Origin of the sequence: Shewanella sp. Pdp11 (assembly GCF_002838165.1) — a bacterium.
Taxonomy (GTDB): Bacteria; Pseudomonadota; Gammaproteobacteria; order Enterobacterales; family Shewanellaceae; genus Shewanella; species Shewanella hafniensis.
This window is the reverse complement of the sequence record NZ_CP015194.1, coordinates 378,206-390,646: the sequence shown is the minus strand read 5'-3', so window position 1 is coordinate 390,646 and position 12,441 is coordinate 378,206. Positions and strand designations below refer to the sequence as shown.

The 12,441-nt window shown below is 45.6% G+C and carries 12 protein-coding genes; 7 read left to right on the top strand and 5 right to left on the bottom strand.

The genetic code is table 11. The features are described from left to right. Positions 1 to 137: 137 nt before the first annotated feature. From nudE to AYJ58_RS01910, 5 genes are all read left to right on the top strand, one after another. Positions 138 to 689 carry an ADP compounds hydrolase NudE gene (nudE, locus tag AYJ58_RS01930; RefSeq protein WP_106651723.1) on the top strand — a complete coding sequence of 184 codons (552 nt, stop codon included), beginning with the start codon at positions 138 to 140 and terminating at the stop codon, positions 687 to 689. 71 nt (positions 690 to 760) lie between these two features. Further along, entirely contained in the window at positions 761 to 1,573 is an 813-nt protein-coding gene (gene cysQ, locus AYJ58_RS01925) for a 3'(2'),5'-bisphosphate nucleotidase CysQ (protein WP_106648480.1), read from the top strand. 7 nt (positions 1,574 to 1,580) lie between these two features. Beyond that, the gene (locus AYJ58_RS01920) at positions 1,581 to 2,024 is read left to right on the top strand and encodes a GNAT family N-acetyltransferase (RefSeq protein WP_106648479.1); all 444 of its coding nucleotides are present in this window, start codon (positions 1,581 to 1,583) and stop codon (positions 2,022 to 2,024) included. Between the two features lie 298 nt (positions 2,025 to 2,322). Then, positions 2,323 to 2,934 carry a TetR/AcrR family transcriptional regulator gene (locus AYJ58_RS01915; protein ID WP_106648478.1) on the top strand — a complete coding sequence of 204 codons (612 nt, stop codon included), beginning with the start codon at positions 2,323 to 2,325 and terminating at the stop codon, positions 2,932 to 2,934. After that, a complete protein-coding gene (locus AYJ58_RS01910; protein WP_106648477.1) occupies positions 2,925 to 4,787 on the top strand; it encodes an MFS transporter in 1,863 nt (620 codons plus the stop codon). The genes AYJ58_RS01915 and AYJ58_RS01910 overlap by 10 nt, the downstream gene beginning before the upstream one ends. Positions 4,788 to 4,864: 77 nt before the next feature. Here AYJ58_RS01910 and mnmH read toward each other — a convergent pair whose 3' ends face one another. The 3 genes from mnmH to AYJ58_RS01895 all read right to left on the bottom strand — a co-directional run bounded on the left by mnmH (position 4,865) and on the right by AYJ58_RS01895 (position 8,231). Continuing rightward, on the bottom strand, positions 4,865 to 5,971 hold the full coding sequence (gene mnmH, locus AYJ58_RS01905; protein ID WP_106648476.1) for a tRNA 2-selenouridine(34) synthase MnmH: 1,107 nt from the start codon (positions 5,969 to 5,971) through the stop codon (positions 4,865 to 4,867). Beyond that, positions 5,971 to 7,029, bottom strand: coding sequence for a selenide, water dikinase SelD (selD, locus tag AYJ58_RS01900; RefSeq protein ID WP_106648475.1), 1,059 nt, complete (start codon positions 7,027 to 7,029; stop codon positions 5,971 to 5,973). Before selD ends, mnmH begins: the two co-directional genes overlap by 1 nt. Before the next feature lie 95 nt (positions 7,030 to 7,124). Then, positions 7,125 to 8,231 (bottom strand): acyl-CoA desaturase, encoded by a 1,107-nt coding sequence (locus tag AYJ58_RS01895; protein ID WP_106648474.1) that lies wholly within the window; start codon positions 8,229 to 8,231, stop codon positions 7,125 to 7,127. A gap of 144 nt (positions 8,232 to 8,375) precedes the next feature. Between AYJ58_RS01895 and fabR the strand changes: the two genes are divergently transcribed. After that, entirely contained in the window at positions 8,376 to 8,990 is a 615-nt protein-coding gene (gene fabR, locus AYJ58_RS01890; protein WP_006083621.1) for an HTH-type transcriptional repressor FabR, read from the top strand. A 128-nt stretch (positions 8,991 to 9,118) separates the two neighbouring features. Here the strand turns inward: fabR and trmA are convergent, their stop codons facing one another. Continuing rightward, positions 9,119 to 10,216 (bottom strand): tRNA (uridine(54)-C5)-methyltransferase TrmA, encoded by a 1,098-nt coding sequence (gene trmA / locus AYJ58_RS01885; RefSeq protein ID WP_106648473.1) that lies wholly within the window; start codon positions 10,214 to 10,216, stop codon positions 9,119 to 9,121. Between the two features lie 243 nt (positions 10,217 to 10,459). Here trmA and murI point away from each other — a divergent pair, with 243 nt between their 5' ends. After that, entirely contained in the window at positions 10,460 to 11,284 is an 825-nt protein-coding gene (gene murI / locus AYJ58_RS01880) for a glutamate racemase (protein WP_106648472.1), read from the top strand. Between the two features lie 37 nt (positions 11,285 to 11,321). Here murI and AYJ58_RS01875 read toward each other — a convergent pair whose 3' ends face one another. Next, the gene (locus AYJ58_RS01875; RefSeq protein WP_106648471.1) at positions 11,322 to 11,786 is read right to left on the bottom strand and encodes an RNA-binding protein; all 465 of its coding nucleotides are present in this window, start codon (positions 11,784 to 11,786) and stop codon (positions 11,322 to 11,324) included. Positions 11,787 to 12,441: the final 655 nt, after the last annotated feature.

Here is a 12,441-nt window from a genome sequence, read left to right as displayed (position 1 = left end):
GCTTGTGATGCATATCGCAAAGGATTTGTGGCTTACCCTTAGGAGCATGTAACAAATTCAGGTTGTAGATTAAAGACAGGATAGTAAGATTGTCACTTATCTTATTTAATTTATCGCTTTTTTATCTAGAGGCAGTTATGTCGCAGCGGCAGAATAAGCCGGAAATATTGCATACCGAAGTTGTCGCGAAAAGTCGATTATTTCAAATTGAGCAAGTGCATCTTAAGTTCTCAAATGGTGTCGAACGCCAATACGAGCGTATGAAAGGCGGCAGCCGTGGTGCTGTGATGATAGTGCCTATTCATCAAGGGCAAATGCTACTGGCGCGGGAATATGCAGCCGGAACCGATAATTACGAGCTCGGGTTTCCTAAAGGTCTTATCGACCCTGGTGAATCGCCAGTCGAAGCGGCTAACCGAGAATTGCAGGAAGAAATTGGCTTTGGGGCGAATAAGCTCACGCTATTGAAAGAACTTAGCCTAGCGCCGGGTTATTTCTCCAGTAAGATGCAAATTTTTCTTGCAGAAGATCTGTATGAGAGTCGCCTTGAAGGTGATGAGCCGGAACCCATTGATGTGGTGCCTTGGGCGCTCGCCGATTGGGAGGCCCTGCTCGATGATGTCGATTTTTCCGAATCCCGTAGTGTGAGTGCGTTGTTTTTAGCGCAAAAGTATTTATACCTTAAATAATCTTTTTCCTTTTAAGCGTTCAAAGCTGAAACGCTTGCAAAACATTCGCGAACTTTGCGATTGGAGTTGTTATGAAGCCAGAAGAGTTGATCGACGAAGTTATTGCGATTGCGACCGATGCAGGGATAACTATCCGTGACATTTATCTCAAAGGTAATTTTGAGCGAGAAATGAAGTCTGACAATACCCCTGTCACTTCCGCAGATTTAGCGGCGAACCAGATCATTTGTGACCGATTAACTGCTTTAACGCCTGATATTCCTGTGTTATCTGAAGAGGCGGCCGACATTCCTCTGAGCGTACGTGAATCTTGGAAACGCTATTGGTTGGTCGATCCACTCGATGGCACGGGTGAGTTTATTGCTGGCAGTGGTGATTTTTCGGTGATTATTGCACTCGTTGAGCACAATCGTCCCGTGATGGGCGTGGTGTATGTGCCTATGACGCAAGTGTGTTATTACGCGATTGCAGGTTTAGGCGCATATAAACGCACCGATAAACAGGAAGTGCGGATCAGCAGCCGCCAAATCGAGCACCGTGAAAAGGTCTCCCTAAGATTGGCCGTGAGTCGTCGTCAGGACCCTCAATCTGTATTGACCCTATTCAACCATCCCAAACACTGCGAGTTAGTCGTTATGGGCGGCGCAGCGTTAAAGAGTTGTCTTGTCGCCGAAGGTCGAGCCGATTGTTATGTACGAGTCGGACCAACGGGTGAGTGGGACACGGGAGCCGCGCAAATTATCGTCGAGGAAGCGGGTGGACAGCTGATGGATACTGAGCTGCAACCGTTAACCTACAATGAGCGCGAGACGTTAGAAAACCCTAACTTTATCGTAGTGGGCGCACCCAACTTAGAGTGGGATAAGATTTTAATAGGTGAATGATTTTCGAATGCAGTCTATACGTCCGGTATTTAAGTCAGAGTTATTAGCGGTTTATCAGCTTGAGCAAGCCATTTTTGGTGAGCATAGTTATCCCGATTTTTTCTTCCGTCAGGGATTTGATTGCTGGCCAGAGCAATTTTTAGTGGCGGTGGATGAAGATAATCTTCTGCAAGGTTATTTGCTCTGTGCCCAGAGTGGCGATCCTACTTGTAGGTGGATTTTATCTGTTGCAGTAAGTGAAGATGCTCGTGGAAAGGGATTAGGCAAACGTTTGATGCAGCAGTGTTTAGCTGAGTTACCCGTCTCTGTTGAACGTGTGTGTCTAACGGTTGACCCGAGTAATCCTGCCCATGGCTTATATCAGCATTTAGGTTTCGTTGATTCGGCTTTTGAGGCCGATTATTTTGGCGCTGGCGCAGATAGAGTGGTGATGACTTATCTCAGGCCTTAAATTCCATGGTCACTTTTAATTAAAAACACCTTTGAATTAAGAATGATTTTTAAACCAAAATAATGGACGGCGTGCTGACTGAGCGCGCTGTTTTTTATGTTATTTTGTGTGGTGTAATCCCACATATATAGTTCAGTTTTACTGAGTGAATCGATTTCGAGCGTCTATCTTTATTTATCATCCTCAATGATATCCTTCAGTATTTACCCGCGACTGTACGTAAAACAAACTTATTTTGAACATTGTTTTTTATTTTGACTGCTGTTAGTCTCTTGCTATCCAACAGGGAGTGAGACCTATGGCCAGACGAAAAGAACACAGCCATGATGAAATTCGCGCTATGGCAATACAAGCGGCAACTGAGTTATTGACCGAACAAGGTATTGTAGGGCTGAGCTTACGCAAAGTGGCTAGCCAAATTGGCTATGTCCCTAGCACCTTGATCAATATTTTCGGCAGTTATAACTATTTGTTGCTGGCGGTTTCTGAGGCAACGCTTAGGACTTTACACGATCGATTAGCGGGTGTTTGCGCTGCCGACAGTTTGCGTAAAATCATTGCAATGGCGTGGGAGTATAGTCAGTTTGCCAATGAGCGGCGGCAAGCTTTCAAGTTGGTTTTTGAGCTGCAATTACTCGATTCTGAGCCTTTGCCGGCATCACAAGGGCAATTGATTGCAGGGTTATTCATACTGATTGAACGTGAGTTAGCACAGATCTTCCCTGAGGCGACTCCGGAGCAGCATCTCATTATGAGCCGTGTGTTGTGGGGTGGAATTCATGGACTAACTGCTTTATCCCTCGATAATAAGCTCTTTGCTGAATCGTTATCACTGCGGGATTTACTCGAGAGCCATGTGCAGGCTTATCTACAAGGAATGGGTTATCAGAGGGAACTATCATGCTGCTAACAAAACGTTTTTTACCTTATTTTGCGACTCAGTGCTTAGGTGCATTGAATGACAACATTTATAAAAATGTGTTGCTGCTATTAGTGACTTTCAGTCAAGTCAAAGACTTGCCCATAAGCGTCGATATGTTTGTGAATTTGGCTGCTGGAGTGTTTATCCTGCCATTTTTCCTGTTTTCGGCCCACGCGGGTGTGGTTGCCGATAATATGGATAAGGCCAAACTTATCCGTCGATTAAAACTACTCGAAGTCATTATTATGTCCTGCGCCGCTATCGCGATAGTGAGCGAGAACTACATGATGATGTTATTGCTGCTATTTTTAACCGGTAGTCAGTCGGCTTACTTCGGTCCAGTAAAATATTCCCTGCTGCCCCAAGCCTTGAAAGACGATGAGTTAGTCACAGGTAATGCTTGGGTTGAGATGGGCACTTTTCTCTCTATTCTGGTGGGCACTTTGAGTGCGGGGATTTTAGTTTCTGAAGTTAACGGTACGCTTTGGGCTGCCATTACCGTTGCCGTATTGGCCTTAGCAGGCTACCTATCGAGTCGAGCTATTCCTGCTTTACCACCGCAGGGCGTTATCGAAAAAATACGTTTCAGACCGTTATCAGGCACTTGGCGTAGCATCAAAAAAGCCCGTCAAACACCTTCAATCTGGATGGCTATCCTCGCTATCAGTTGGTTTTGGTTTTTAGGTGCGACCTATCTGACCCAATTCCCTAACTTTGCCAAGCTGCACCTGCATTCTGGTGCGACTGTGGTGTCGTTATTGTTGGGCATGTTTTCCATCGGAATCGCTGTTGGCTCCTTCGTCTGTGAACGTTTTTCCTACGGCCATGTGGAACTCGGTTTGCTGCCATTCGGGGTATTGGGATTAACTATCTTTGGTGTCGATTTGCTTTGGGCGATTCCACCTGTGCCAGTGGATGCTGGTTTTGTCTATGGATTAAAAGCCTTTATTGCCGAGTCGCAACATTATCGGGTGATGCTAGATTTCTTTATGATCGGCGTTAGCGGCGGCTTGTTCATCGTTCCCTTATACGCCTTTATTCAGTCCCGTTCGGCCAAGGGCGAATGTGCTCAGGCGATTGCTGCCAATAACATTATGAACTCTCTGTTTATGGTGGCTTCGGCGCTGCTATCTATCTTGCTGCTTGGCGTTGCGGGTTGGACGATTCCGCAGTTATTCCTACTGCTTGCCGTGATGAACTTTGTCGTTGCTCTCTATGTTTATTCACAAGTGCCAGAATTTACTCAGCGATTTATCAGTTACTTATTGAGTCATGTTATGTACCGCGTGACTGTAACTGGCCGAGAGAGAATTCCAAAGGAAGGGGCCGGCATCATAGTCTGCAACCATGTGAGCTATGTGGATGCCTTGATTATTATGGGAGCATCGACTCGGCCTATTCGTTTTGTAATGGATAAGTCCATCAGCGAAATTCCTTTGCTGAAATATTTATTCCGTCACGCTGGAGTGATCCCTATCTGTTCCCCTAGACAGAGTGAAACCACTTATAACCAAGCGTTTGAGACTATCCACGAAGCGCTGATAAATGGCGAATTGGTGTGTATTTTCCCTGAGGGGCGACTCACCCCTGACGGTGAATTAGGTGAATTCCGTCCCGGTATCGATAAGATCTTAGCCAGAGATCCTGTGCCTGTTATTCCCATGGCATTACACGGATTATGGGGGTCTTACTTTAGCCACAAGGGCGGACATGCCTTAGCTAAAATGCCCAAGCGTTTTTGGTCAAGGGTGTCGGTGGATTTAACAGATGCCGTCGATGGCAAGCTTGCAAATAAGGAATCTTTGCGAGTCCAAGTGGCGAGCCTGCTGGGTAAATCATAAATCCGTCATGACAGTATGAAATAAAGTGATAACCGCGGATCTAATGTTCGCGGTTATCTTATATATGTGTGGGCAATTTATCGAGTTTGATAACTATCCAACCATTCATGCATGGCCTGATGTGAGCCCTTAAAGAGGATCCGTTCGGATTTCTTTTGTAACTGGTATTCGTACATTGGGTCATAATATTTGTGCAGCAGCACTGCTATCCATGCTAAATGCAGAGAAGTGTCATTTTGATGGAGTTGCTGGATTAATGCCTGTTGCATCATATCCTGTAGTTCTTGATGTTGTTTACCACCTAAGCGTTTACGAATGCTCACTAAACTCTGTAACAGGTACTGGCTAAAGGCGGCGAATCCCGCTTCAGCGCCTAAGCGATCACAGAATCCCCTATGCATTTTGTGCACATACTCATTGAGTAGCCGCTGCAGCCTGAAGTCGTCCGCCTCCTCTAATACCAGCACATCAGCGGTCTGCATCGCAGTATAAAATGTCTGCGGCAGCGCCGAACGCCCAATCAGGAAGCTTTCATCTTCGAGCAGTAAACAGGCAGCGTCACTCGTTTGGTGCTGTAGCAAGGCAATGGCAAGCTGATTTTCAAAGTTGATCTGCGTTGGCTGTGGGTCGATATTTTTCCCAAAGCTAGAGCCTCTGTGATTGGCTATCCCTTCAAGATCAACCGCTTCTTTACGCTGCAATAAGAAATCGGTTTTACCGCAGCCCGTCATCCCGCTCAAACTTAATAACGGTTGCTGAGCTGGTGCCGCTTCAATCACGCCAATAAGATATTGGCGCATGGCCTTATAGCCACCTTGAATATAGGGAACTTCGATCCCCGCTTCTTTAAGCCATTGTTGCGTGAGTTGCGAGCGTAAGCCGCCACGAAAACAATAAAGGTAAGCAATAGGATTGGCTTTAATATAGCTTGCCCAAGCCTCGATTCTCTGTTGCTTGATGAGACCATTCACCAGTGAATGACCTAATGCAATCGCGGCTTGCTGACCTGATTGTTTATAACAAGTGCCGACTTTTTCCCTTTCACTATCCAGCATCAAGGGCAAGTTGGTCGAGTTGGGAAACGCCCCTCGAGTAAACTCTATCGGCGCTCGCACATCCATTATGGGATGTTGGTTGAGGAAAATTTCCCGATATTGCTCTGCGGCTACAATAGCGCTTGGCATCAGCACAACACCACATTCGCTGCAGTGGTGGGGGCTTCCAGTGACCCAATGTAAATTGGGGCGATGTGATGCGCATCGAGAAGGGCAATCAATTCCGCTTCGGCTTCGGCCGAGACGGCAACTAACAGGCCACCACTGGTTTGTGGATCGCACAGTATCGCTTTTTGATGCTCGCTGAGCTCGGGGAGATGCTCGCCATAACTGTCGTAATTTCGGTGAGTCCCGCCAGGAACGCAACCTAAGGCTAAGTAATCTAAGGCGCGTGGCAGTAACGGCACCGCATCAAATTTGAGTTTTGCCGTGAGCTTGGCACCTTGGCACATTTCGAGCAGGTGTCCCGCTAGTCCAAATCCTGTGACATCGGTCAGGGCGTTTACGCCGCTAATTTTGGCAATGGTGGTGCCTATAGTATTCAGCTGGCACATGGCATTGACCGCAATGAGACTGTCTTCATCTTTGAGCTTTTTCTGTTTTTGCGCTGTGGTTAAAATGCCAATGCCGATAGGTTTAGTGAGATATAAACGATCGCCCGCTTTAGCAGTATCATTCTGTTTTAAATCACTTAAGGCAATTTGCCCGGTAACCGCGAGGCCAAAAATCGGTTCGGGTGCGTCTATGCTATGACCACCGGCTAGCATGATCCCCGCTTCCATACAGGCTTGTCTGCCGCCATCGACCACTTGTTGTGCAACTTCTGCGGGTAGCTTATTGATTGGCCAGCCTAAAATAGCGATCGCCATGATAGGTGTGCCGCCCATGGCATAAATATCACTGATTGCATTGGTGGCAGCGATGCGGCCAAAGGTGAAGGGATCGTCAACAATCGGCATGAAAAAATCGGTAGTGCTGATGATGCCTACGTCGTCATTGAGTTTATACACAGCGGCATCGTCGCGGCTCTGATTGCCGACTAACAGATTAGGATCGGTAAACACGGGTAATTGCGAGGCTAAGATAGTGCTGAGCACCTTAGGGGATATCTTGCAGCCACAACCTGCACCATGACTATATTCTGTTAGTTTGATTGATTCTGGGAGTATAACTGGGGAATCTGACATGATCTTAACAGCCTATTTAAGTGATTAAGGCATCATCATAATCAGATACGGCCACCATGCAAGGTAGCCGTATGACTTTCGGGCAGAATTGTGGTTTAGCTATAAGTTGCGGTTAGGCTGCGCCAATGTTTTTGCTGGACTAAAAAACGCGCCTTTAGCTCTTCAACTTGCTGCAATAGCTGCTGATCGACAAGTTGCTTGCGTTTGGCCTCGAGCAAGGTTTTCTGTGCTTGGTAGTAATCCATTAAGTGCAGTTTGAGTAATTCATACTCAGCTTGGACTTTTTCAATAATTTCATCGGCATTGGGTAAGTGCACGACTTTGTTCTTGGTCCGCAGCAGCTGCATCTGTAAGCGTGCGCTCTCGATACGTTCCTGTGGACTCGTACGCAAGTCCTTGGCTAACCCCAACCAAGATAATGACTTAATCAACCATTTAGTTGGATCGTAGTGCCACCATTTAATGCCATTACGATAGTCATTTTCGAAGATGTGATGGAAATTATGGTAACCCTCACCGTAGGTCAGCATGGCGAGAAAGCCATTATCGCGGGCGGTGTTCTTATCGGTATAAGGCTGGCTGCCCCACACGTGCGCTAAAGAGTTGATGAAGAAAGTGCAGTGATGCACCACCACTAAACGCAGTAAACCCGCCATCAGTAACATAGACAGTACATCGCCATTTAACCAGCCGAGCAGGGCAGGCAGTCCAATGTTCATCAGCAATACAAGTGCGAGGTAATGTTTGTGTTGCCACATAACGATACGGTCATTTTGCAGATCGCGCACATTTTGATAATCATGATAGCGTTGCGACTGATACTCTCGCAGCATCCAACCTATATGGCTGTACCAGAATCCCATGTTGGCTGAGTACGGATCTTTGTCGTTATCATCGACGTGCTTATGGTGCACTCTGTGATCGGATGCCCAGTGTAATGCACTGTTTTGTAATGCTAAAGCGCCACCGAGTGCATACATAAACCGCACGGCTGGATGGGCTTTATAGGCCTTGTGTGACCATAGTCTGTGATAACCTGCGGTGATCGACAGACCACTGGCAAAGGCTAAGACAATAAAAGCGATCCATTCACTAGCACCATAGCCGTGAACAATACCGCGCCATGGAACTAAGATCACCGCACTGAGGAAAGTGATGGCAAACAGACTGACATTAAGCCAGATGATAGGGGGTTTTTTCATTATAGGTTTCCAAAATTCGCTTTTGAGCGTACATCTGTAAGCTAATTTAGCTTAGCTATATTGTTTGGTCAAGGACGATGGGGCTGTGTTTAATGCCTAAAAGCGGTATTATCGCGTCATTACATTCAGTTAGCGGATTTAAGAATGGGTATTCGAGCACAGCAAAAAGAGAAAACTCGTCGAGCTTTAGTCGATGCGGCCTTTAATCAGCTAAGTGCTGAGCGCAGTTTCTCAAGTCTGAGTTTGCGAGAGGTTGCTCGGGAAGCCAATATTGCGCCGACATCTTTTTATCGCCATTTTAAAGATATGAACGAACTCGGTCTCACTATGGTGGACGAGGGTGGGTTAACACTCAGGCAGATGATGCGCAAAGGTCGTCAGCGAGCCGAAGCCGGTGGCAGTGTGATCCGTATATCTGTTGATACTTTTATGGAAGTGCTTGATTCTAATCCAAACGTATTCCGTATCTTATTGCATGAACGTTCAGGAACCTCAGCAGCGTTCCGTGCGGCGGTTGCCCGCGAAATTGAACATTTTATTTCTGAATTGGCTCACTATACTGAAGCGAAAGCGGGCCGAACTCCGTTATTAGCTCGGGCACAAGCAGAAGCCTTAGTCACTTTGGTGTTTAACGCCGGCGCTTCCGCATTAGATATGAAACGTGCCGATCGTAAAATTCTTGCCGATCAATTAGTCATGCAACTGCGTATGGTCGCCAAAGGCGCCGAGGCTTTGCAGCATAAGGTTGAGCACCGCTAATCTGAGTGATCTGCACATCAGCTGCTAAAAATAATGGAGCCTGAGGCTCCATTATTTTTAGTGAATTTATGTTTGAGTTCTAGCTACGTTTAACTGCTATGCAGTCGAGTTCAATGTATTTGAGGTGACTAACGACGCTCTAGTAGTACACCTGTTTCCATGTGATCTGTATAAGGGAACTGATCAAACAAGGCGAAACGAGTGACTTTATGGGTTTCGTTCAGTTGCTGCAGATTGTCTTTTAAGGTTTCAGGGTTGCAGGAAATGTATAAGATCCGCTCATAACCTTGTACTAACGCCAACGTATCAGGATCAATCCCTGCGCGGGGTGGGTCGACAAAAATGGTGTTGCACACATAGCTGTCGAGATCGATACCTTCTAAACGTCTAAAGCTGCGTTTCTTCGCCATGGCATCGCTAAAGTCTTCAGCCGACATGCGAATAATCTGCAGGTTCTCAATACCATTCACTTCGATATTGTATTGCGCCGCATCGACTGAGGGCTTAGCGAGTTCGGTGGCCAATACTCGATTAAAGTTTTGCGCCAGTGCGATTGAGAAGTTGCCATTACCACAGTAGAGCTCGAGTAAATCCCCTTCACTCTCCTGAGTCGCATCGATAGCCCACTCCAACATTTTTACGGAAACTTTGGCATTCGGTTGAGTAAAGCTGTTCTCGATTTGCTTATATAAGAAGGTTTTATCATTCACTTGTAATGACTCGACCACAAAGTCTTTATCTAAATCGATTTTTTGCTTACGGGCACGGCCGATGATGTTGACGTTAAACTGGCTGCTTAAGTTGGCTTTTAGTGCAGTCGCATCGGCGCGCCATTGGTCATCAAGCTGTCTGTGATAAAGCAAGGACACTAAGATCTCACCGCTTAAGGTCGACAAAAAATCCACTTGGAACAGCTTATGTCTTAGACTAGGATTCGGTTTTAGTTCGGCGATTAAGGCCGACATCATTTGATTGATGAGCACGCTGGCTGGCAAGTATTGATCGCATCGCACTTTCTCATTCAATACTTTATCGAACATGTAATAGTATAAGTCGTCACCGTCATGCCACATGCGGAATTCGGCACGCATTCGGTAGTTGGCAGGCTCTGAGGCAAAAACTTCAACACTCGGTGTTTCAAATTGGGCAAAGGCTTGTTCTAGCTTGATACGCTTGTGTTCTAACTGCGTATCATAAGTCTGAGGGTCCATTGCTGCTAAGTTCATTGTTTGATTCACCGTTGCTGTAAATTGGGGCGCAAATATTATACTAGGTGACACGAATGTCCAGCATCTTGCTTTTGCTGTTTACGCAAAGCTGTGGGAAAATCCGCGCGCTTGAGTGTGATTCTATGGATATTCAATGCGTATTTGGTTGAATTCATCCAATCATCAAACATCGAATCACTTAATGTTGTAATGCGTTCAATCTGTATAGCCTACTTGTTGTAACCGAAACGGGAGATTTACTTGTCGCGACCTATATTAGTGTTTGATTCTGGGATTGGTGGTCTATCCGTTTTGGCTGAAATCCGCAAAAGTTTGCCCCATAGCGACTATTGTTATCTTTTCGACAATGCGAGGTTGCCCTATGGCGAGTTAGAAGAGCAGATATTAATTTCTGGCTGTGTCAAATTAGTATGTGATCTTGTAGCTCGCACCAATGCCATTATAGTGGTCGTCGCCTGCAATACCGCGAGCACAGTTGTGTTACCGGCATTACGTGCAAACCTCTGTATTCCTGTTGTGGGCGTAGTACCCGCTATTAAACCAGCAGCACAGATGTCTAAGAGTAAACGCATTGGACTCTTGGCTACACCAGGCACAGTTAAGCGTCATTATACCCATGAACTCATCAGCCAATTTGCTGATGATTGCCATGTCGAACTTTTTGGTTGTTCTGAACTCGTCATGATGGCGGAGCAAAAAATAGCGACAGGTGAAATGGACATGCACAGACTGGCAGATCTACTGGCGCCAGTCGTTGCCGCGCAATTAGATGTTCTCGTACTGGGTTGTACTCACTTCCCGATGATCAAAGCTGAATTACAACAAGTGCTCGGTGAGGGCGTAACGCTAATGGATTCTGGCGCTGCGATAGCTAAGCGAGTCGTGACTCTTTTAACGCAACAGAATCTTATTGTGGAGCAGCGCAGAGTAACAAATGAGAAAGAAGCAGTAGGGGAGTCAGCAATGCAGGCGTTCTATACTAAAGCGGAAATCAGTGAAGGCTTAATAACAACATTAATTGATTGTGGCTTTTCAACTATCGAACGAATCACCACAACCAACTAAATTTACAACGTCAAACAAAACAGTTTAAACGGTAATGCTACTCGTCAGTACCTGTACGGTCGGCAGCTTCCGAATCTTGTGTTTTGGCTTCTCTTACTTTTAAGGTTCTTTCTTGGAAGCTATAGTCATTCAGTTTAACCATGGCCTTCTGAGCGCCAGACTCTGACATCTCCACAAAACCAAAACCTTTACGACGACCAGTCTTACGATCTCTGACTAAACGCACAGAGTTTACTGGGCCAAACTCACCAAACAATACTTTTACTTCACCTTCATGGACACGATAAGGCAGGTTACCTACATATAAGGTCATAGTAGGACCAACATATTGTTCTTCTGTAGCATGAGATGATGAAGACTCTGGAACAAGTTTAAAGATAAGGCTAGTCACGATAACGCCTGCAACGAAGGCAATATAAGCCGGCAGCGTAGGTGCAAACTGAAATAGCACAAAGGCGCCAACAATGGCGACAATCAAAACAATAAGAAATGACTTTTGCATAAGAATGCTCTCTGATGAATGGAAAATTGATAAATAACTGTTAACAGCAAGTATATGGTAATGAATTATTTACTTTTACACTAGACCATTGCTGAAATATTGAGCGTGAATTATCAATTATTAGTTAAAAAAGCAGACTTATCTCCGATAAATAGGGCCTAAAAGCTAAAAAGTAGTCATAACGTTTAAAATATCGACGTACGATTCAATGATCGCTAAAAAGCCCTTGCGGACTTTCTCAATCTCCCTATAATGCGCATCCACTGACACGGCAGACAGCGAAACGTAAGTTAAGCAAAGAAAGCCAAGCAGTTCATCGGTTAGCAAGCTAAGCGATGAGTGTTGAGAAAGTTGAAAAAACTACTTGACGCACTAACGGGAATGCGTAGAATACGCAGCCCTGACCCGCTGAAAACTCAGTGTGTGGTCAACGCTCTTTAACAATTTATCAAGCAAATCTGTGTGGACACTCACAGGTGTTGAGTTAATCGAAACTGCTTAGCCTTAGGGTTGGCAGTCAAAAATTTAAATCAACCAATTCTTTCACGAGAGTGATGAGTGTTCATAGCAATATGTACAAAGACTTACTATTTATTTTCGAATAAATAGGAGTCGAACAGAATTCGTTGAGCCGTTTGACGTAAGTCAAACAACA

Coding starts and splice junctions, on each gene's coding strand:
- nudE (WP_106651723.1), top strand. CDS start 138: ATGTCGCAGCGGCAGAATAAGCCGGAAATATTGCATACCGAAGTTGTC.
- cysQ (WP_106648480.1), top strand. CDS start 761: ATGAAGCCAGAAGAGTTGATCGACGAAGTTATTGCGATTGCGACCGAT.
- AYJ58_RS01920 (WP_106648479.1), top strand. CDS start 1,581: ATGCAGTCTATACGTCCGGTATTTAAGTCAGAGTTATTAGCGGTTTAT.
- AYJ58_RS01915 (WP_106648478.1), top strand. CDS start 2,323: ATGGCCAGACGAAAAGAACACAGCCATGATGAAATTCGCGCTATGGCA.
- AYJ58_RS01910 (WP_106648477.1), top strand. CDS start 2,925: ATGCTGCTAACAAAACGTTTTTTACCTTATTTTGCGACTCAGTGCTTA.
- mnmH (WP_106648476.1), bottom strand. CDS start 5,971: ATGCCAAGCGCTATTGTAGCCGCAGAGCAATATCGGGAAATTTTCCTC.
- selD (WP_106648475.1), bottom strand. CDS start 7,029: ATGTCAGATTCCCCAGTTATACTCCCAGAATCAATCAAACTAACAGAA.
- AYJ58_RS01895 (WP_106648474.1), bottom strand. CDS start 8,231: ATGAAAAAACCCCCTATCATCTGGCTTAATGTCAGTCTGTTTGCCATC.
- fabR (WP_006083621.1), top strand. CDS start 8,376: ATGGGTATTCGAGCACAGCAAAAAGAGAAAACTCGTCGAGCTTTAGTC.
- trmA (WP_106648473.1), bottom strand. CDS start 10,216: ATGAACTTAGCAGCAATGGACCCTCAGACTTATGATACGCAGTTAGAA.
- AYJ58_RS01875 (WP_106648471.1), bottom strand. CDS start 11,786: ATGCAAAAGTCATTTCTTATTGTTTTGATTGTCGCCATTGTTGGCGCC.